General features: G+C 74.9%; 17 protein-coding genes and 1 pseudogene. 6 read left to right on the top strand and 12 right to left on the bottom strand.

Translation table 11 applies throughout. From position 1 onward, the window contains the following. Window positions 1–171 precede the first annotated feature (171 nt). Window positions 172–900, bottom strand: coding sequence for a Mut7-C RNAse domain-containing protein (locus tag IH80_RS0135880; protein ID WP_030966009.1), 729 nt, complete (start codon window positions 898–900; stop codon window positions 172–174). 42 nt (window positions 901–942) lie between these two features. Beyond that, on the bottom strand, window positions 943–1359 hold the full coding sequence (locus IH80_RS0135875; RefSeq protein WP_030966008.1) for a winged helix-turn-helix transcriptional regulator: 417 nt from the start codon (window positions 1357–1359) through the stop codon (window positions 943–945). A gap of 141 nt (window positions 1360–1500) precedes the next feature. Between IH80_RS0135875 and IH80_RS0135870 the strand changes: the two genes are divergently transcribed. Beyond that, window positions 1501–2397, top strand: coding sequence for an NADP-dependent oxidoreductase (locus tag IH80_RS0135870; protein WP_030966007.1), 897 nt, complete (start codon window positions 1501–1503; stop codon window positions 2395–2397). Here the strand turns inward: IH80_RS0135870 and IH80_RS0135865 are convergent. Then, window positions 2381–2917 (bottom strand): GNAT family N-acetyltransferase, encoded by a 537-nt coding sequence (locus IH80_RS0135865; RefSeq protein ID WP_030966006.1) that lies wholly within the window; start codon window positions 2915–2917, stop codon window positions 2381–2383. The genes IH80_RS0135870 and IH80_RS0135865 overlap by 17 nt on opposite strands. Window positions 2918–3340: 423 nt before the next feature. On the opposite strand from IH80_RS0135865, the gene IH80_RS0135860 reads away from it, so the two are divergent. From IH80_RS0135860 to IH80_RS0135840, 5 genes are all read left to right on the top strand, one after another. Then, window positions 3341–3724 (top strand): peptidase inhibitor family I36 protein, encoded by a 384-nt coding sequence (locus IH80_RS0135860; protein ID WP_158879852.1) that lies wholly within the window; start codon window positions 3341–3343, stop codon window positions 3722–3724. A gap of 72 nt (window positions 3725–3796) precedes the next feature. Then, entirely contained in the window at window positions 3797–4741 is a 945-nt protein-coding gene (locus tag IH80_RS0135855) for a hypothetical protein (protein WP_158943792.1), read from the top strand. A gap of 7 nt (window positions 4742–4748) precedes the next feature. After that, entirely contained in the window at window positions 4749–6248 is a 1500-nt protein-coding gene (locus IH80_RS0135850; protein WP_030966004.1) for a peptidoglycan-binding domain-containing protein, read from the top strand. Beyond that, window positions 6241–6975: an ABC transporter ATP-binding protein gene (locus IH80_RS0135845; protein WP_078906914.1), complete on the top strand. Its 735-nt coding sequence runs from the start codon at window positions 6241–6243 to the stop codon at window positions 6973–6975. The genes IH80_RS0135850 and IH80_RS0135845 overlap by 8 nt, the downstream gene beginning before the upstream one ends. Then, entirely contained in the window at window positions 6965–8239 is a 1275-nt protein-coding gene (locus tag IH80_RS0135840; protein ID WP_158943790.1) for an ABC transporter permease, read from the top strand. Before IH80_RS0135845 ends, IH80_RS0135840 begins: the two co-directional genes overlap by 11 nt. Window positions 8240–8266: 27 nt before the next feature. Here IH80_RS0135840 and IH80_RS46580 read toward each other — a convergent pair whose 3' ends face one another. From IH80_RS46580 to IH80_RS0135795, 9 genes and pseudogenes are all read right to left on the bottom strand, one after another. Continuing rightward, entirely contained in the window at window positions 8267–9703 is a 1437-nt protein-coding gene (locus tag IH80_RS46580; protein WP_234432500.1) for an NADase-type glycan-binding domain-containing protein, read from the bottom strand. Window positions 9704–10302: 599 nt separating this feature from the next. After that, window positions 10303–10881 carry a phage tail protein gene (locus tag IH80_RS0135830; protein ID WP_030966000.1) on the bottom strand — a complete coding sequence of 193 codons (579 nt, stop codon included), beginning with the start codon at window positions 10879–10881 and terminating at the stop codon, window positions 10303–10305. Then, the gene (locus tag IH80_RS0135825) at window positions 10878–12851 is read right to left on the bottom strand and encodes a putative baseplate assembly protein (RefSeq protein WP_030965999.1); all 1974 of its coding nucleotides are present in this window, start codon (window positions 12849–12851) and stop codon (window positions 10878–10880) included. The genes IH80_RS0135830 and IH80_RS0135825 overlap by 4 nt, the downstream gene beginning before the upstream one ends. Then, on the bottom strand, window positions 12851–13273 hold the full coding sequence (locus IH80_RS0135820) for a GPW/gp25 family protein (RefSeq protein WP_030664125.1): 423 nt from the start codon (window positions 13271–13273) through the stop codon (window positions 12851–12853). The genes IH80_RS0135825 and IH80_RS0135820 overlap by 1 nt, the downstream gene beginning before the upstream one ends. Then, a complete protein-coding gene (locus IH80_RS0135815; RefSeq protein ID WP_030965998.1) occupies window positions 13273–13590 on the bottom strand; it encodes a PAAR domain-containing protein in 318 nt (105 codons plus the stop codon). The genes IH80_RS0135820 and IH80_RS0135815 overlap by 1 nt, the downstream gene beginning before the upstream one ends. A 51-nt stretch (window positions 13591–13641) precedes the next feature. Continuing rightward, on the bottom strand, window positions 13642–15459 hold the full coding sequence (locus IH80_RS0135810; protein ID WP_030965997.1) for a VgrG-related protein: 1818 nt from the start codon (window positions 15457–15459) through the stop codon (window positions 13642–13644). After that, on the bottom strand, window positions 15456–16181 hold the full coding sequence (locus tag IH80_RS0135805; RefSeq protein WP_030965995.1) for a LysM peptidoglycan-binding domain-containing protein: 726 nt from the start codon (window positions 16179–16181) through the stop codon (window positions 15456–15458). The genes IH80_RS0135810 and IH80_RS0135805 overlap by 4 nt, the downstream gene beginning before the upstream one ends. Window positions 16182–16257: 76 nt before the next feature. After that, complete coding sequence (locus tag IH80_RS0135800; protein WP_030965994.1) at window positions 16258–16683, bottom strand: phage tail protein; 426 nt, start codon at window positions 16681–16683, stop codon at window positions 16258–16260. Between the two features lie 61 nt (window positions 16684–16744). Next, window positions 16745–18165, bottom strand: a pseudogene (locus IH80_RS0135795) (hypothetical protein); the annotation flags it as partial.

Below are 18165 nucleotides of genomic sequence, written 5' to 3'. Positions count from 1 at the left end.
GGGCCGGGGGACCGGGACGGGGCGGGCGGGCGGTGTCGCTCCCGCCGGTTCCGGGTCCCGGTCCGCACGCCCGGTCCCGGTCCGCATGCCCGGCCCCGGCTCCGACCTCTGGCCCCCGCCCGGCCTCGGGCCTCCGCCCGCACGTCCGGTCCCCGGTCCGGTTGATGCCCGTCAGGCGGTGCCGAATTCGACGAGTGCCTCGTCGACGATGCGCTCCAGGCGGGCGTGGTGGGCGCCGCGCCAGTAGACGCGTTCGCATGCGGCGCATTGGGCGAAGACGTCGTAGGAGCGGTGCGTGCCGTGTTCCAGGCGGTCGCCGACGCTCTCCTTGTCGGCTTCGTGGAGGGGGCCGTTGCAGGCGGTGCAGCGGGTCCACGGGGCGAGGGCGGGGGCGAAGCGGCCGAGTACGTCGCGCAGTTGCTCGTCGGGGTTGTCGCTGTAGACGTACGCGCCGGCGAAGATCTCGCGGCGGCGGAGCAGGCCGCGGTCGCGGGAGAGCAGGACGCGCTGTTCGGTGGCGGAGCGGGTGGCCAGGGCGGGGTCGCCGATGTCCTCGTTCTCGTACGCGGCGTCGACGCCGAGCAGGCGCAGGCGGCGGGCGAGCGTGCCGAGGTGGACGTCGAGGAGGAAGCGGAGCGGGGCGCCGGGGACGTGCTGGGGGCGCTCGACGCCGAGGACCTCGACGCTCTGGCCGTCCCTGGGCACGTAGGAGACGGGGACCTCGTGGCCGTCGACGAGGAGGCGGCCGACCTCGGTGAGGGGGACTCCGGCGGATTCGACGACGTGGCCGAGGCTGGAGGCGCCGTCCGTCGCGGTCGGTACGCGGTCCGCGCGCCGGCTGGGCGGGGCGAAGAGGCGCAGTTCGGGGGCGAGGGTGAGCTGAATGCCGGGTCCGTTCACCCTGTCAGCATGCCATTGCGGGGTGGCCGGCCGCCCCTGATTTCAGGAGGTCGCGGCGGCCCGGTCGTAGGTGTCCCGGTGGGCGCTGACCTCGTCGAAGTGGTTCTCGGCCCAGTCCTTCACGGAGGAGAGGAGGCAGCCGAGGCTGCTGCCGAGGTCGGTGAGCCGGTAGTCGACGCGGACGGGGACGGTGGGGGTGACGTGGCGGGTGACGAGGCCGTCGCGCTCGAGGGAGCGCAGGGTCTGGGTGAGCATCTTCTGGCTGACGCCGGGGATCCTGCGGCCGAGGTCGCTGTAGCGCAGGGAGCGGTCGTCGGCCTCGCCGAGGGCGCTGACGACGAGGCCGACCCACTTGTCGCTGATGCGGGCGAGGAGCTGGCCGGTGGGGCACTCCTTGAGGAAGGCGTCGTAGGCGGAACGGGCTTCCTCGCGGCGGGCCGCGGCGGTGCTGGTGGCCATGGGGCACCCACTTCCGGGTCGGGTACGCACCTTCGAGTACGTACTTACGAAAGGAGAGTACCTCTCCCTAGGTTAGTGGTCATCGGAACGACCGAAGACGACGGAACGGGGAGAACGATGAGCGAGCAGACGGTACGGACGATGGTCGCGGCCGTGGTGAACGGGTTCGGTGGCCCGGAGCGGGTCGAACTGGCCGAGGTGCCGGTGCCGCGCCCGGCGGCGGGACAGGTCAGGGTCCGGGTGGCGGCCGCCGGGCTCAATCCGGTGGATGCCGGGGTCCGCTCCGGGATCTTCGGCGGCGCGGGCGAGCGGCTCGGTCTCGGCTGGGACGTCGCGGGGGAGATCGACGAGACCGGCCCGGGGGTGACCGGCTGGAGCCGCGGGGACCGGGTGGTGGGCCTGCACTACGGCACGGTGAAGCCGCTGGGCACGCACGCCGAGTACGCGGTGCTCGACGCCGGCGCCCTGGCCGCCGCGCCGGCCGGGGTGGACGTCCCGGCCGCCGCGGCGCTGCCGCTGGCCGGTCTGACCGCGGCCCGCGCGGTGGACCAGCTGGGGCTCGCCCCCGGCTCGTCGGTGCTGGTCACCGGCGCCGCTGGGGTGGTCGGCGGTCTGGCGGTGCAGCTCGCCGCGCGGGCCGGTCTGGTGGTGACGGCCCTGGCGGGGCCGGACGACGAGGAGCTCGTACGGTCGCTGGGCGCGGCCGCCTTCGTCCCGCGCGGCGGGGCTCCGGCCGGGCCGGTGGACGGGGCCCTGGACGCGGCCGTCCTGGGCGGGGACGCGCTGGCCCTCGTCCGTGACGGCGGGGTCTACGTCGGCCTGATCCCGAACCACGCCCCGGCGGCGGAGCGCGGCATCCGGGTCGAGGAGCAGGAGGTTGCCGCGGACGGGGAACTGCTGGCCCGTCTGGTGTCCCTCGTCGAGGAGGGGGCACTGACGCTGCGGGTCGCGGAGGTCTTCCCGCTCGCCGAGGCGGCGAAGGCGCACGAGCGGCTGGCGACGCCGGGTGTGCGCGGCCGGATCATCCTGACGGCGTGACCGGGACCGGCCCCACCCGGTGGCGCCAGTCGAGGCTCGGGTGGGGCACGCCGGGCGGGTACTCGAAGTCGACCTCGCCCAGGCATTGGAACCCGGCGCGCCGGCAGACGGCGTTGGAGGCGGGGTGGTCGGTTCCCGGGAAGGCGTGCAGGTCGGCGCGGTTGCCGTGGGCCCGTACGTGGGCGAGGAGTTCGGTGAGGGCCGCCACGGCCAGTCCGCGGCCCTGGAACTCGGGCAGGATGCCCCAGCCGGCCTCGTAGACGGGCTCGCCCCGCCATTCCCGTTCCCAGAAGCCGATGGAGCCGACGCTCTCGCCGGTGGCTTCCAGGACCACGCGGAACATCCGCCCTGCGGAGGGCTCCCGCGCGCTCAGGGCCTCGTAGCGGTGCTGGCGGTCGCGGAGCTTCTCGGCGGACTCTGGGCCGCCGAGGTGCTCCGTCATGGCCGGTTCGTTCGCTCGCTCCAGCAGGGGGAAGTCTGCGGCGGACCAGGGCTCCAGGCGTACACGTGTCTCCTCCATGGAGCCACCCTACGGACAGCGGCGGGCCATGACTGCACGTCAGGGGACGGTTCCACGGTGTGACGGGCGCCGCCGGGTGCCGTCGGGCGCCGGGATTTTCTTGCCCGCGTTCGCGGCTCGTCCGGGTGGTGCGGATCCGGACAGTGTCCGCCCGTGGTGCCCCGCCGCGCCCCGGGTGTGGCTGACCTGCGCCGGGTCCCCGGCCGAAGCGCGTGCGGCGCGCCTAAATGGAGGGCCGCCCGGGGTGGATATCGAACACTGAATGATCAATTCCAAGCGTCAACAATCCCTGCTGCAAAGGGAATTGACCTTTGACTTCCGATCGGCGTGGCCTAGCCTGGCTCTCAGCCGACCGGGGGGAAGGGCTTCGGCTGCCCTGCCCTCTCACTGCATCAGTCACCACCCGACGAGGGGGAGTAACGAGTGCTCAGTAAGAGGATTTCGGCCGGATTCATCGCGATGGCGGCCGTCGCCGGCGTCGTCGCCGCGGCGCCGTCCGCATCGGCCGTGGACCGTACCTGCTACGACGGCAATTTCTGCATCTACAAGGACCGGGACTACTCCACCAACAACTCGATGTACCGGACGAAGTACGAGTCCGCGCGCTGGGACATCGACATGCCGGCCGTCTACGAGGCCGACAGCTCCTGGTGGAACCGGCGCGGTCAGTCGTCCAAGACCTACGGCGGTCGCTGGATGTCGCTGGGCGTCGAAATCTGTCTCATTCCCGGCGGTTCCGTGAACTACTACTGGGACGCCAACGACGATGGTGCGAGCAACACGCTGAACGACGGCTCCCGCTGCTGACCATCGCTCGAAGGCCGGGCCGCCCCCGCAGCGCGGGGGCGGCCCGGCCGCACCCTCCGGAGGACACGGACATTGAACAAGCGCACCCGGGTTGTGACGGCGATCGCGGTGGTGGCGGTGTTGACGGGCTCCGCCTCCGCCTGCTCGGAGGAGTCCCCCAAGGACATGGAGACGGCCCGCAGGGCCCAGGCCGCGCTCGACAGCGCCAACGAGGCGCTGGAGCAGGAGCGTGACGCCGAGACCAAGCTGATCCGCAAGTGCATGAACGACCAGGGCTTCAAGGTCTTCCCGTCCGACGGCGCCAACAGCAACAAGGGCAAGAAGCGCAGCGAGGACCTCACCCCGACCCCCGAGACCGCGCGCACCGTGGGCTACGGCGCGGACCCGCGCCGGTCGGAGAACCAGAAGGCCCAGGAGGTCGGCGACGACTTCGACGCGCTGCCCGAGGACGTCAAGCGGGCCCACAGCATGGCCATGGACGGCTACGTCGACAAGCCCGAGGGCGGGGTCGAGTTCGACTTCGGCGGCGGCAAGGTCATGGTGCCGTCGAAGGGCTGCCGCGGCGAGACCCTCAAGGCCGTGTACGGGGACGTGAAGGAATACCTGCGGCTCAACTGGACGGTGTACAACACCGTGAAACAGGACAGCGCGCGCATTCTCGGCGACGACGACGCATATCAGAAGGCGTTGTCCGAATGGGCCTCCTGCATGAAGGCCGGCGGCTATCCGGAGATTCCGACTCCCGAGAAGGCCAGGGAGGCGGCGCTTTCGCATTATGCGAATGTTCCGGACGGTGATACCGCCGCGCTCGACAATGCGCAGCGCGCCGAGATCAAGCAGGCCACCACCGATGCCGATTGCGGTACGAAGGTCGGGCTCAACACGAAGGCGCGGGAGGCGAAGAGCAAGGCGTCCGCCGATTCGCTGGTGAAGCACGAAGCGGAGATCACCGCATGGCTGGAACTCATCACGAAAGCCAAGGCCAAGGCACAGGAACTACTGCGGGAGACGTCGTAACACCGTGATGAGCCTCGAACGCCCCGAGGGGCCCCAGGCGGCCGAGCCGTCCGGCGGGCGGGCACGGCACAGGTCCAGGAGGGCCCTCGTCATCGCCGCCGTCGTCGTCGTGCTGTTCGGAAGTTCCGGATCGGTCTGGTGGATCGCGTCCCAGGCCAGAACACCCGAGCAGCGTGCCGCGAACGCGGCGGCGCCGCCGCCCTCCCGGATCACGGGGAAGGTCTCCGACCAGCAGCTCGTCGAGAAGATGGAACTGACCGGGAAGGTCGAGACGGCCTCACGGACGACCATCGCCGGCGTCCAACCGCAGGGCACCAGCCGCGCGGTCGTGACGGGCCTGCCCGCGGCCATGGGCAAGACCCTCAAGGCCGGCGCGGTCGTCGCCGAGGTGTCGGGCCGGCCGGTCCTGCTGCTCCCGGGGCGTTTCCCCGCCTACCGGGACCTGAAGGCGGGCGACAAGGGTCCGGACGTACAGCAACTGCAGCGCGCGCTGCAGCCGTTGTACGGGACCGCCGTGAACGGCACGTACGGTCCGGCCACCGTCGAGGCGGTGCGCAAGCTGTACGCGGCGGCCGGGTACGAGGCGCCCTCCGGGCAGGGCCAGAGCCAGGGCGGCGGCGGTGCGAGCGGGGGCGGTGCCCCGTCCGGCGCGTCCGCCGGCGGCAGCGCCCCCCGCGGCGGCGCGGAGACCGACGGCGGCACGGGCGCGGCCCCCGGTACCAAGGGAGGCGTGAGCGCGCCGCCCGCCCGCGGTTCCGACGCGCCGCCCGCCTCCGGACCCGCCAAGGCCGGGGAGCTGCTCCCGGCCGCGGAGGTCGCGTACGTCAGCACCCTTCCCGCCACGGTGGTGCAGGTCACCGCGGCGGTCGGGGACGCGGCCGACAAGCCGCTCGTCGTCCTCGGCAGCGGCGGCCGCCAGGTGCGGGCGGCCCTCACCGCGGACCAGCGCACCCGGCTGCGCGATCTGCCGAACGACGCGGTCATCCGCTTCGGCACCGGCCCCTACGAGGGCAGGGAGGGCAGCCTGGGCTCCCTCGCCGGCCCGGCCGACGCCAAGAGCGGCGACCAGCAGGGCAACGCGAAGACCGGCGGACGGGACGGCGCAGGCACGTCCGGCGCCGCGGGTGACGCCGGTACCGCGGGCGCGGGAACCGGCAGCGGCGGCAGCGGCGGTGGTGGCGCGGGTCAGCACGAGGCGCTGTTCGTCCCCAGCGGCGCGGAGGCCGAGGAAGGCGCGGTCCAGCAGATCAGCGTGGAGCTGCGGCGCAGCCCCAAGGGCGCGCTGACCGTTCCGGTGTCGGCCGTGTGGACCGACCTCGGCGGCGGGTCCACGGTCACCGTCACCGACGCCGGCAAGGAGCGCAACGTCCCCGTCGAGGTGCTGTTCACCCATGAGGGGCTCACCGCGGTCACCGCGCTCGACGCGAACCTCGGAGCCGGCGAGACGGTCGTCCTCGTGCGCCGTGGAAAGGCGGCGGACGGCTCCGAAGGGGGCACCGATGACTGACCCGGCGGCCGGTCCGGCCGGCGGCCCGGCGGTGGACCAGGCTGTCGGTCCGGCGGTCGACCCGGCCCCCGTCATCGAGATGGCCGGCATCGGCAAGACGTACCCGGGGCCGCCGCCCGTGCACGCGCTCACCGACGTCACGCTCGACATCCGGCCCGGCCGGCTCGCCGCGATCGTCGGCCCCTCCGGCTCGGGGAAGTCCACGCTGCTGAGCGTGCTCGGACTGCTCGACGTCCCCACCCGCGGCCGCTACCTGCTGCAGGGCAAGGACGCCACCGACCTGTCCGAACGGGCCCGCACCGCGCTGCGCGCCTCGACGCTCGGCTTCGTCTTCCAGGCCTTCCACCTGGTCCCGCACCTCACCTGCGTACAGAACGTGGCCCTGCCGCTCGTGCACCTCGGCGTGCCCCGCGCCCGTCGGCGGCCGCAGGCCGTCGCCGCCCTGGAATCCGTGGGCCTCGGGCACCGCCTCGACGTCCGGCCCACCACCCTGTCCGGCGGGGAGCGGCAGCGGGTCGCGGTCGCACGGGCGATCGTCCACCGGCCCGCCGTCGTGCTGTGTGACGAGCCGACCGGCAACCTGGACACCGCCAACTCCGCCCGCGTCATGGACCTGCTGACCGGACTGGTGGCGCAGGACCGGGCCGTCGTCGTGGTCACGCACGAACCCGACGTGGCGGCCCGCGCCGACCGCGTCTTCAAGGTGGTGGACGGCCGTGTTTCGTAGCCGCAGGACGCGTGAGCCGTCCGCGGAGGTGACGGCGGACGCGGAGGGGAAGGCGCCCGCGGCCCCCCGGACGTCCGCCGCGGACCTGCTCGTCCAGGCGTTCCTCGCGCTGTTCGGCCGCAGGTTCCGCACCCTGCTGACGATGGTGGGCATCTCCGTCGGGCTGGCCGCGGCACTCGCCACGCTGGGCATCACCGCCAGCGCGGCCGGCGCCGTCTCCGACCAGTTCGACGCCCTCAAGGCGACCCGGGTGACGGTCAAGTACCCGTCGGAACCCGTCGCCGGGGTCCGGCCCCGGCCCGACGGCGGCGACGCCCAGCGGGTACGCGGCCTCAACGGAGTCCGCACCGCGGGCCTCGTCAGCAAGGCCGGTGAACAACCGGTGGTCTCCCGGCTGCCGTCGGGCGGATCGAACGACCTGCCCGAGGGGACGGTCCTGGCCGCGCAGCCCGACGCACTGCTGGCCATGTCGGCCGAGCTCACCGAGGGCCGGTGGTTCGACACCGGACACGACGCGCGGCGGGAGCGGGTGGCCCTGATCGACACGGCCGCCGCGTCCCGGCTGACCGTCGACGGCGGGGCCGGCAACTCTGTGATCCACGTCAACGGTGTCGCGTTCAGCGTGCTCGGCGTCTTCCGCGCCCCGGCCGGCGACACCGACCTCACCGGCTCCGTCGTCGTCCCCTACTGGGCCGCCCTCCAGGACCCGGCCGGGCTGGGCTTCGCCCCCGCCGAAATGATCATCCGTACGGATCTGGGGGCCGCCGACCAGATCGGCACCGAGGCCCCCTTCGCCCTGGCCCCGGGCGCACCGGACAAGCTCGTCGCGCTGGTGCCGCCGGACCCCCGGTCCCTGCGCCAGGGCGTCGAGTCGCAGACCCGCGCCCTGTTCCTGGGCCTGGCCGCCGTCTCCCTGGGCGTGGGTGCGCTGGGTGTCAGCAACACCGCCTACGTGTCCGTCCTGGAGCGGCGCTCCGAGATCGGCCTGCGCCGTGCCCTGGGCGCCTCCCGGCGGGCGGTCGCCGGGCAGTTCTGCATCGAGAGCGGTCTGGTCGGGCTCGTCGGCGGTGTCGTCGGCACGGTCCTGGGCATCCAGATCACCGCCGTGACCTGCCTGGCCAAGAACTGGCTGGTGGTCCTCGACCCCGCCCTGACGACGGCGGGGCCGCTGGTGGGCCTCGTGGTGGGGCTGGCCGCAGGGCTGTACCCGGCCCTGGCGGCCGCCCGCATCCTGCCCGCCGAGACGCTCCGCGCGGGCGTGTAGGCGGGGCGGCGTCGCGCCGGCGGTGCTTCAGCTGCGCTGGAAGAACTCCACCTCCGCCAGGGCGAGACGGTGCTCCGGCGCCGAACCGGCGGGTTCCTGGAGGGTCAGCCGGACCGTCGCGACATCGCTGATGCCGGTGGGGAACGTCTGCGGGCCAGGCTTGTCGCTGAGGACGAGCGCCTTGTGGACCGTGGCGCCGTTCCGGTCCGTCACCTCCATGTCGATCCGCAGCGCCCGGCCCTGCTTCGCGTACTCCTCGGGGGCGGGCGAGGCGCCGTTGGTGATGATCACCGCGACCAGGCGGAACGGCTTGCCGAAGGTGTACGTCGCCGAGGCGCCGGGGCCGGGCGCGGCCCAGTAGCGGTTGCTGAGGCCGTCCGTGCTCTGGCCCACGGGGTGCCCGGGGAGTTCGGCGCTCGCCAGGGCGCGGGCCGGGGTGACGGCCTTGGCCTTGCCGAGCTTGTCCAGGGTGTCCTGCACCAGGTGGCGTCCGGCGGGCAGCAGCAGGAACCCGGCCGCGCACAGGGCCAGTACGACGGTCAGGACCACCAGGAAGCGGACCAGGCGGCCGGAGCCGGCCCGTGTGCGGCGGCGGAACGGCCAGACCGTGCGCCACCACGGCAGGGGTGCCGCGGTGGTGGAGGGCGTCAGCGGAGCCGCGCAGCGGCGGCAGAAACGGCGGTCCGGCGGGTTGGGCGTCCCGCAGGCCGGGCACGGCACGCCGGCGACGTCGTCGCTCACCGCGAGCGGCCGCACGGCGGGCCGCGGCGCGACGGGCACGCCGGGCAGCACGGGAGCGGGGGAGGCCGCCGGCCCGGCCCCGTCCCGGGCCCCCGCCGCGGACCCGGGTGCCACCGGCTGGGGGTCGGCTGCGTGTTCCGGGCTGCGGCCCCGCCCCGCCGCCCGCGCGGGCGCCACCGGCTCGGGGCCGGCGGCCCGGCCCGGCGTGGGGGCGTCCGCCGCCGGGTCGGGGCCGGCCGCGGGTTCCGGGCCGCGGGCCCGGGCTGCTGAGGGTGCGGGTGCGTTTGCGGCCCGGTCCGGCGTGCCGGCTTCCGGGTCGGTTCCGGTGTCGGCGGGTGCGGGCGGGTCGGGTCGCCTGCGCAGCCAAAACAGCCACCGGTTCGCGGTGGCGGTCGCGGGCCCGCCGGGCTCCACCGCGGTGCTCGTGGGGGAGGCGGGGGAGCCGTCCCGTTCCGGGACCGTGCCGTCCCGGGCGTCGGCCTCTTGGGCAGCGGGCCGGGGGGGAGTGCCGCCGTGAGGGTCGGCCTCCCGGGCCGTCCGGCCCCGGGGAGCAACCTCCTCGGCCGTGCCCCCGTGGGGCGTTCCGCCCGGGGCGGCGGCTTCGCCGGGCATCTCCTGCCGGGGCGGTCGGCTCTGGGCTCCGGGTGCCTTGCCCTGCGGGGCGGCTTCTTCGGCCGTGCCCCCGTGGGGCGTTCCGCCCGGGGCGGCGGCTTCGCCGGGCATGCCCTGCCGGGGCGTTCCGCCCGGAGGAGTCGCCTCCTGGGCCGTGTCCTGCCGGGCCGTCCCGCCCGGGGCAGTGCCCTGTCGGGCCGTTCCGCCCGGCGTGGCGGTTTCCCGGGCCGTCCCGCCCGGGGGCGGCGCCCCATGGGCGGTGGCCTCCTGGGCCGTGGCCCCATGGGCGGTGACCTCCCGGGACGTGTCTTCCCGGGCCGTGTCCTGCCGAGGGGCGCCGGTCCGGGGCGTGCCGCTCCGGGGTACGTCGGCCCGAGGGGTGGCCCCCTGGTGGGCGCCGTCCCCGGCTGTTCCGTTCCGGCCCGTGTTCTGCCGGGGCGCGTCGCCCCGGGGGGTGTCCTCCTGGTGGGTGTCCTCCCGGGGCGCGCCGTCCCCAGCCGTCGCGGCCCGGGGCGGGCCGTTCTGCTCCTGGCGGGGCGCCCCCGGCCGAGGGGTGGGCTCCGGGGGCGTGTCGTCCTCCGGGCGGTGCGGGGCGGTCCGGGGTGCGCGGGGGGTGGGGGACGACCAGTTGAGGTAGGCGCCGCAGTGGGGGCAGAAGTCTTCCGTCGGGGCGGTGGGCGATCCGCAGGCGGGGCACGTGCGCATCGGTGTCAGCTCCCTTCGGTCGCGGGCGGGCCGGGCAGGATCTCCACCCGGCAGAGCGTGTGGACGGGGCACAGGGCGCGGACCAGCGCGCGGACCCGGTCCGCGTCCACCTCGGGCGCGGTGCCCGGCCCGCCGCCGCGCGGCCACACCCGTACGAGGACCTCCCCGGCAGCCGTCGGTGTCGGCTCGGTGCCGGCCGTGCGGGACCAGACGGCCGCGCCGTCCCCGCTGACGTCGGCGGACACGCCGAGGACCAGCCGCAGGGCCTCGACGAGCCCGCGCCGGGTGCCGCGCCACCGGTGCAGTTCCACCGCGCGGGCCACCGCCTCGCGCCGCAGCGCGGTCGGCCAGTCGGGGTCGTCCGCGCCGCCGACCCAGGAGGCCAGCCAGGCGAGGAAGTCGGCCGGGGCCAGCCGGGGGTCGAAGTACGAGGGCAGGTTGTCGAGGGTCGTGAACACCGGGGCCAGGACGGTGTCCAGGCCCGCCGTGAACCGCTGGGCGAAGTCGTCGTCGGCGTACAGCGCGGGCAGCTGGTCGCCGATCGGGTGCCGGCTGGGCAGGCCGGGTACGGCGGCCCGGCTCATCCGTGCACCTCCTGCTCGGTGACGACGACCTGGTGCTGGTAGGAGAAGACGAGCGTGCCCGCGCCGATGTCGATGCGGTCGACGGGGGCTCCGCGCCGACCCGTGATCGGGTCGGCGGCGAACAGCCGGATCTCCTCCACCAGGACGTCCCCGACGGCGTGTTGCAGTACGCCGAACACCTCGCCGTACTGCACGGGCCGGCCGAACGGCCAGCCCGCGCCGTCGGGCCCGCCGCGCAGCGGGTTGAGGTGCCGGAACAGCGCGGCGAGCGCCGCGTCGCGCACCCGGTCGGCGTCGGCGGCGGGTGCCGACAGCCGGGCGACGACGGTGACGCCCTGGTAGACGGGCGGTTCCACGACGAGGCCGGTGCCGATCAGGCGCCGTTCGTCGAGGGTCGCGGTGATCGTAGCGAGGACCTGGTCGGAGGGGATCAGCTGCTCGAAGCGGAGCCGGTCGCCCTCGTCGGCGACCGCGTCGGGCACCACCAGGACCCGTACCGAGCCCGCGCCGCGCCCGCCGTCGGTGGCGGGCAGGCAGCGGACCCGGCGTACCGAGGGCGCGGCCCGGCGGGCGATGATCTCGTAGTCCTCGGCCGTCACCGCGCGTTCCTGCATGCGCAGGGCCTCGGGGGCCCGCAGCTTGGCGTTGTCGATGGTCTCCCCGGCGACACCGCCGCGCGCCGCCTCCCGGTTGGTGACCCGGGCGACGTACGGGACGGAGCTGCGCAGTACGGAGATCGCGCCGCGCGAGACGTTGCCCGCGGGGCCGCCGCCCGTGCGGTGGCGGGCCACGCGGATCTGCGCGCCCTTGGGGGGTACGGCGCCGCAGGGGCGCAGGCTGCCGTCGGCCTCGCGCAGCACGGGCGGGAAGGAGAACTCGCCGGTGGTGGCGTCCACGCGGACGTGCCGGTCGTCGGGGCCGGAGCGGCCGAAGTGCTCGACGATCTCCCAGCGCTGCCAGCCGTCGGGGGAGGAAACCTCCACCACCGGGGGTTCCCCGTCGAGGAGTACGGGCGGCCGGCCGAGGCGGAAGCTCTGCCCGGCGACGCCCTCCGACGTGCCGAGGGGCACCTCGCCCACCCGCTCGGCGTGCTCGACGGCCATGGTGCCGCCGACGGTGAAGACGGCGGCCTCGCGGACGGTCGGGGACTCGGAGTAGAAGGGCTGGCCGGGCTCGGGTTCGGTGACCCGGCAGCGCAGCCAGCCGGCGCGGGTCCCGCTGATGACCGACGCGGTGTGTCCGGCGGGAACGTACACGATGATCTCGCCGGGCCGGTTCAGGCCGCCGGTGCTGTCGGAGTCGGTGGCGCACCGCCGCCACCGGCCGCCGTCCCACGCCTCCCAGACCAGCGGGGGCTGGCGCGGGTCGACGCCGACGCCTTCGACGCGGCTGTCGAGGCGCACGGCGACGACGCAGCGCGGCACCGCCGTCGGCAGACCGAAGAGCAGGGCGTCGCCGGGTTCGGGCGTCGCCTGGAAGCAGGGTATGTCGCGGCCCTCGGTGAGCGCGCCGGTCCGGTCGGCCGGCTCGCCGGTGCGGGGCGCGGTGACCAGTCTGGTCAGTTCGCTGGGCAGGATCCGCAGGTCGTCGGTGGTGGCGAAGACCACGGCTTCCCCGGTGTCTCCGGCCGCGGTGGTCACCTCGGTCGACACCTCGGTGCCCGCGGGCAGGGTGACGGTGTCGGGCTGGGGGGCCGACAGCCAGAAGTCGACGTCGGCGGTGGCGGCCGTGGGCGGGTACAGCTGGATGCCCAGCAGGTCGAGGAACGCCAGGTAGTTCTTGTCCGGGACCCGGTTGAGCCGGTACAGGAGCTGGTCGACGAGGTAGGCGAACGTCTCGATGAGGGTGACGCCGGGGTCGGAGACGTTGTGGTCGGTCCACTCGGGGGCGCGCTGCTGCACGTACCGCTTCGCCTCGTCGACGAGCTGCTGGAACCGTCGGTCGTCCAGGTTGGGGGAGGGCAGGGCCATCAGTCCGCGACCATTTCCTCGGCCCCCTCCTCGGAGGGGATCGTGTAGAAGGGGAAGACCAGGTTGCGCCGGTCGTTGGTGGTGCGCACCGTGTAGTGCACATCGATGTAGAGGGTGCCCGCCTCGACGGCGTCGAAGGCGACGACGACGTCGTCGACGGTGATCCGGGGCTCCCACCGCTCCAGGGCTTCGCGTACCTGCTGGGCGACCCGGCCGGCGGTGTCGCCGTCGCCGGGGGCGAAGACGTACTCGTGGATGCCGCAGCCGAACTCGGGCCGCATGGGCCGTTCGCCGGGGGCGGTGCCCAGGACGAGGCGGATGGCCTCTTCCAGTTCGCGTTCGCGTTCGACCATGGCGATCCCGCCGGTCGGACCGACCCGCAGGGGGAACGCCCAGCCGCGGCCGATGAAGCGTTCGCTCATCACAGGCCTCCGATCAGGACGTTCATGGCGCCGGTGAGGATCTGTGCGCCACAGGCGGTCTGGTCGCGGGCCCGGGCTGCGGGGAGTCCGCCGATGAGGACCGTTCCCGCGGTGAGGGCGGCCGGGTTCGGCACGATCACGTTGGCGGGGCCGAGGGCGGCGTGCGGCGGGACCACGCAGACGTGCAGGCTGCCCACGACGGCGGCGGGCCGGCCGCCGATCAGCACCGTGGCCACCGCCGCGGCGGCGCCGGGCGGCGGCGTGGCGAGCCGGCCACCGTGGTTGGTGGGGTCGCCGGTACGGGCTGCGGCTGGCATCGGATGCTCCTCGGGGACGGTGGTCGTGATGCGGGAGGTGTGCGGGCAAGGTCAGTTGATGCGGATGAGGCGGGCCTTGAGGACGGCGAGCAGGCCGCCGTCGACGGTGACGTCCGCGGTTCCGTTCACCTTGACCGACCGGCCGCCGATGCTGACCCCGGCGGTGCCGTCGATGTCGACCTGCCGGCCGGACACCTTCACGGTGCCCTTCCGGGCATCGAGGGTGATGCCGTTCTTGTCCATGAGGACGGAGGTCAGCGGACGGCCCCGGCCCGCGTACACGGTGAGCTCGATCCGGTCCCGGCGGTCGTCCATGCGTACTTCGAGCCGCTCGTCCCCGGTCACCAGCCGCAGCCCGGAGGGACCGGGCGCCGCCGCGTCGAGCAGTTCCACGCGGTGGCCCGAACGCGACACGATCGAGCGGCGGTTGACCTTGCCGCTGGTCTTGTCGATCAGCGGCACGTCGTGCGGGGAGGGCTGGTCGACGCCGTTGTAGAGGCCGCCGATGACGTACGGGCTGTCGAGCAGGCCCTGCTCGAACCCGACCAGCACCTCGTCGTTGACCTCGGGGCTGACGACCCCGCCGCCGCCCTTGCCGCCCCACTGGACGGTGCGCACCCAGTCGGTGGTGTAGGTGTCGTCCAGCCACGGGAACCTCAGCCGGACCGCGCCGCGTTGGGAGCCGTTCGGCTCGCGTACGTCCGTCACCACGCCGATCGCCAGACCGGGGATGCGAGGACCCCGTCCGGGTGCGTTGGCGCCGGTCACCAGACCCGTCAGGGAGCGGTCGGGGCTGGCGCTGACCCACACGGTCGTGCGGAAGCCGCCGTGCGGCTCCAGGACGTGCTGGACCGCCGTCGCCGTGTACCGGCCGGAGAAGGCCTGCCCGACGTTGCCGAGCGCGACCGGTTTGCCGGCCCGCAGCAGCGGGTTGCCCTCGGCCACGGCCTCCAGTTCGCCGAAGCCGGAGCTGATCTGGGCGGCCGTGGCCTTCGCGACCGCCGTCGTCTCGGCCTGGGTGCGGTAGGGGGTGTCGGTGACGGACACGGCGGCCGCCCCGAAGCGTGCGGCGGTCTGCGGGCCGAGGCCCGGCACCACGGTGTCGCTGACGACGGAGGGGTGCTCGGCGACCAGCGGCCGCTTCGTGGTCACGTCCCAGCCGCGGACCTGCACCTTGGAGGCTCCGTCGGCGGCCGTCAGCGCGGCCCGCAGGGCGAGGAGGTTGCGCCCGTACTCCAGGACCATCGGGTCGCGGACCGCCGACGTCGACGGGGCGGGCGCCCCGGACGCCTTAACGGGCCGGGTGAACTGGAGCAACCCCTGGTCGTCGACGCGTACCTGGGCGCCGCTCTCGCCGGCGAGGTACTGCAGGAAGTCCCAGTCGGAGACGTTCGCCTGGGACAGCTGCTTGTACGTGACCGGTGCGGCCTCCACCTTTCCGACGGCGAGCCCCGCTCCGGCGGCCACCTTGCGGACGATGGCGGCGGCCGTCATGTTCCGGTACGCGACGACCTTGCGGCCGCGCTGGAGGCGGTGCGCCTTGGAGTAGGCGCGTACGACGGTGAACGAGCCGGTGCGGTCCCGGTCGATCTCCAGGGCGGTGACCTCGCCGTTGAACAGCCGTTCCCGGGCCTGTCCCTTCACGGTCGCCACCGACACCCGCAGCGGGGTGCCGATGGTGATGCCGGTGGCGCGCAGGAACTCGTGGTCGGGGTCGCGGTAGGTGAGCACCGCGGTGTCGGGCAGGCCCACGTTCTCGTCGACGACGCAGCTGACGAGCTGCGCCGCCCAGATCTGCGGCAGTTCGCCGGCGGCTTCCACGATGGGGTCGGCCGCGAACGACCGGCCTCCGGGCTCGGACCCGCTCACCGCTGTTCCTCCTCGCCGTGCTGGTCACGCGTGCCCGGCACCACGATCTCGGTGCCGGGGACGAGTGCCATCGGGTCGTCTATGCCGTTGGCCTCCGCGATGACCCGCCAGGCCGTCGCGTCGCCGTATTCGCGCCAGGCCAGCATGGCCAGGCTGTCGCCCGCCACCAGGGTGTGCGTGCTGCGGGCGGTGCGGGAGCCGGAGGTCGGGTTCTGGCCGGGCGGGTCGACGCTCGCCTCCTCGATGGAGAGGGAGCAGGTGGCCCGCAGCGGCTTCCCGTCCACGTCGAAGAGCGTGTACGAAACCGACAGGTTGGACAGGACCCCGTCGAAGGAAGTGGTCCGCGCGCTGCCCCACTCGAAGCGCACCCAGGGGCTCGCGGGCTTCTTGCGGCCCAGGCTGGCCGGGGTCGGCACGCACGCCTTCATCAGCTTCTCCACCGCTTGCTCGACCGAGTTGTCGTGGGTGGCGGTGGCGTCCAGGAACACCTCCAGGCTGAGGGTGCGCGGGCCGCTGCCCACGAATTCGGGCAACGCCGACTGACCCGCCATCCGGGACGGGGACCGCCGCCACTCGGTGGTCTTGCCCAGCTGCAGGGTCGAGGGGTTGAACTGCAGGTCGAGGCGGGCGATCGTCCCGCCGGGCTTGGCCCCGACCGAGGCCGGGGGCTCCTTGAGGGTGAGCTGGGCCCTGGCGCGGCTGGCGCGTGCCGAAGAGGCCATGCCGTGGACTTCCTTCCGGGGCGGCGGGACGGGGACGTACGGGGTCGGGGTCGGGGAGGGAACGGGTGGCGTTCGGTCAGGAGGGCAGCAGCCCCTGGTGGGCGATCTCCAGCGTCTCCATGGCCGCGGCGGAGTTGGCGGGGTCGAACGACGGCCCCTGCCAGCGCACCGGGACGATCCCGAACACCTGCCAGCTGATGATCCGGCTCAGGTCGGGCCGCAGCGCCACGATCTCGCCGTCCTTCGGTTCGACCCGCCGCAACGTCTCGTCCAGCCAGCGGCCGATCTTCGCCGTGTCGGCGGTGACGGGCCGGGTGAGGGTGATGTTCGACCAGGTCACGCGGCCCGGCAGCTGCCACGTGAAGCCGTTGTTGCCGCCCTCGGCGTAGCTCTCCATCTCGACCTCGGCGCCCATGCCGGAGCAGGTGTGGAAGGCGCCGAGGTCGTTGCCGCCGATCGCCAGCCGGAAGAACACGCTGGTCGCGAAGATGTTGTCCGTCATCGGGTCCGTCGTCGTCCGTTTCTCGTTCGTACGTGTTCTCAGCCGTGTTCTCGCCGTGTCCTCAGCGGCGCCCGTCGAAGGGCCTGCCCGCGCGTTCCCGGCCGCGCCGCAACTCGGTGCGCAGCAGGCGCGCGACCGGGTCGAGCAGGCGCCGCGCCAGGTCGTCCAGGTCGAGGTCGCCGCCGCCGTGCGCGGCCGCGTCCCGCACACCGTCCGGCCGGCCGGCCGTGGTCCCGCCGGGGATGGCGCGGGCCGGGCCGAGGGGGCCGGGGCCGGTCCGGCCCCCACCCGTGTCGCGCTGCACCGGGGGCGGCGGGCCGGTCGGAGGCGGCGGTACGGGGACGGTCGCCTGCGGGGTGACGGCGGGGGCCGACGACCTGGGCCGTACGACGGGCACGGATCCGGCGACCGGAGCGGCGGGCGCCGGCTGGACCACCAGCGGGGGCGTGTACGGACCGGTCACGGGCAGGGGGGTGGCGGTGGCACGGGCCGCGGCGGCCGCGGGCGCCGGGCGCACGGCGTGTGCGGGCCGCGGGGCGGGGCCCGGCGCGGGGGTACGGGCGACGGGTGCCGAGGCTCGCTGTACCGGCTGCTGCGGCGCCGTGGTGGACGGGACGGCCCAGCGCGCCGGGACCACGGGGCGGCTCGCCGGACGGGGTGCGGCGGGTGCGCCGCCCGGGCCGGCCACGTCCTGGGTGCCGAGGGTGAGGGGGCGCGCCGCCAGCAGTCGGAGGGACGGGGGCGTCGCTCGGGGCGCGCCCGCCCCGCCGACGGGGCGGGCGGCGACGAGCGGGACCGGCCGCGACGGTGTGCCGGTACGACGGTGCACCGTGCCCGCGCCCGGCCGGGGCGCCCGGACGGACGGCACCGAAGGCCGCGCGGCGGCAAGCGTCGGCATCGAGGGCAGGGGCGCCCTCCGCTCCGAGGGTCCTGCCTGACGCTGCACGGCGGGTACGGCCGTGGGCGGGAGTTCGGCGAGCGGCGCACCGAGGGGCGCGCGGGTGCGCACCGGCTTCTCAGCCGCCGGGCCGCCTGCCGCGGGTTCGGCCTGGCGCTGCACGGTGGGCATGGCCGGACCGGGGGCGGCCGGTGCGGGGTTGGACGGGGTGGCGGTGGCCGGGAGCCCGGCGAGGGGCTCGCCGAGGGGTGCGCGGGTGCGCACCGGCTTCTCGTCCGCCGGGCCGCCTGCCGCGGGTTCGGCCTGGCGTTGCACCGTCGGCATGGCCGGGCCGGGGGCGGCCGGTGCGGGGTTGGACGGGGTGGCGGTGGCCGGGAGCCCCGCGAGGGGCTCCCCGAGGGGTGCACGGGTGCGCATGCGCTGGACGGGTGCGTCGGCGGCCGGCTCCGGGGGCTGCGGTGCGGCCGGGCCGCTCCCCGCGGGTTCGGCCCGGCGCTGCACGGTGGGCATGGCGGGGCCGGGGGCGGCCGGTGCGGGGTCGGACGGGGTGGCGGTGGCCGGGAGTTCGGCGAGGGGCTCCCCGA

Source organism: Streptomyces sp. NRRL S-378 (assembly GCF_000720645.1).
Taxonomy (GTDB): Bacteria; Actinomycetota; Actinomycetes; order Streptomycetales; family Streptomycetaceae; genus Streptomyces.
Note: the sequence above shows the minus strand (reverse complement) of the source record. Positions and strands in the feature narration are given on the sequence as shown.